The organism is Novosphingobium rosa NBRC 15208, assembly GCF_001598555.1.
GTDB lineage: Bacteria > Pseudomonadota > Alphaproteobacteria > Sphingomonadales > Sphingomonadaceae > Novosphingobium > Novosphingobium rosa.
In genome coordinates this window covers 1-568 of record NZ_BCZE01000193.1, presented here as the reverse complement: position 1 = coordinate 568, position 568 = coordinate 1, and the positions used below count along the sequence as shown (strand labels likewise).

Sequence of the window (568 nt, the reverse complement as noted above, 5' to 3'; positions counted from 1 at the left end):
AACATGTTTGACGTGGCAATCATTGGCTGCGGGCCTGTCGGCGCGCTGGCGGCGAACCTGCTTGGCCGCGAGGGGCTGAGCGTGGTGGCGCTGGAAAAAGAGCTGGCGCATTACCCGCTGCCGCGCGCGGTGCATCTCGATCACGAGATGATGCGGCTGTTCCAGTCGGCGGGCGTGATCGACCGGGTGCTGGGCGATATGGCCGATACCGACGGGCATCTGCATGTCGGCGCTGCGTCTCAGGTGATCCGCTATATGGGCACGGTGGGCATGGCCCGGCCCTTCGGCTGGTCCAACGATTACTTCTTCTATCAGCCCGAGCTGGAAGCCCATCTGCGCGAGGGCTTTGCGGGCATGCGCCATGTTCAGCTGAAGCTGGGCGCAGAATTCACCGGCCTGACTCAGGAGGATGGCGCAGTCCACATCGCCTACACGCAGGATGGCAAGGACCAGTCCCTGTCGGCCCGCTGGGTGATCGCCGCAGACGGTTCGCGCAGCCCGGTGCGCAAGGCGCTGGGCGTGGCGCTGGACGATCTGGATTTCGAGGAGCCATGGCTGGTGGTCGATG

At 65.1% G+C, this 568-nt stretch carries 1 protein-coding gene; it reads left to right on the top strand.

The features are described 5' to 3' along the window. Positions 1 to 3 precede the first annotated feature (3 nt). Positions 4 to 568, top strand: a 565-nt coding sequence (locus SR3_RS30370; RefSeq protein WP_174549220.1) for an FAD-dependent monooxygenase, incomplete at its 3' end; no start/stop codon positions are given.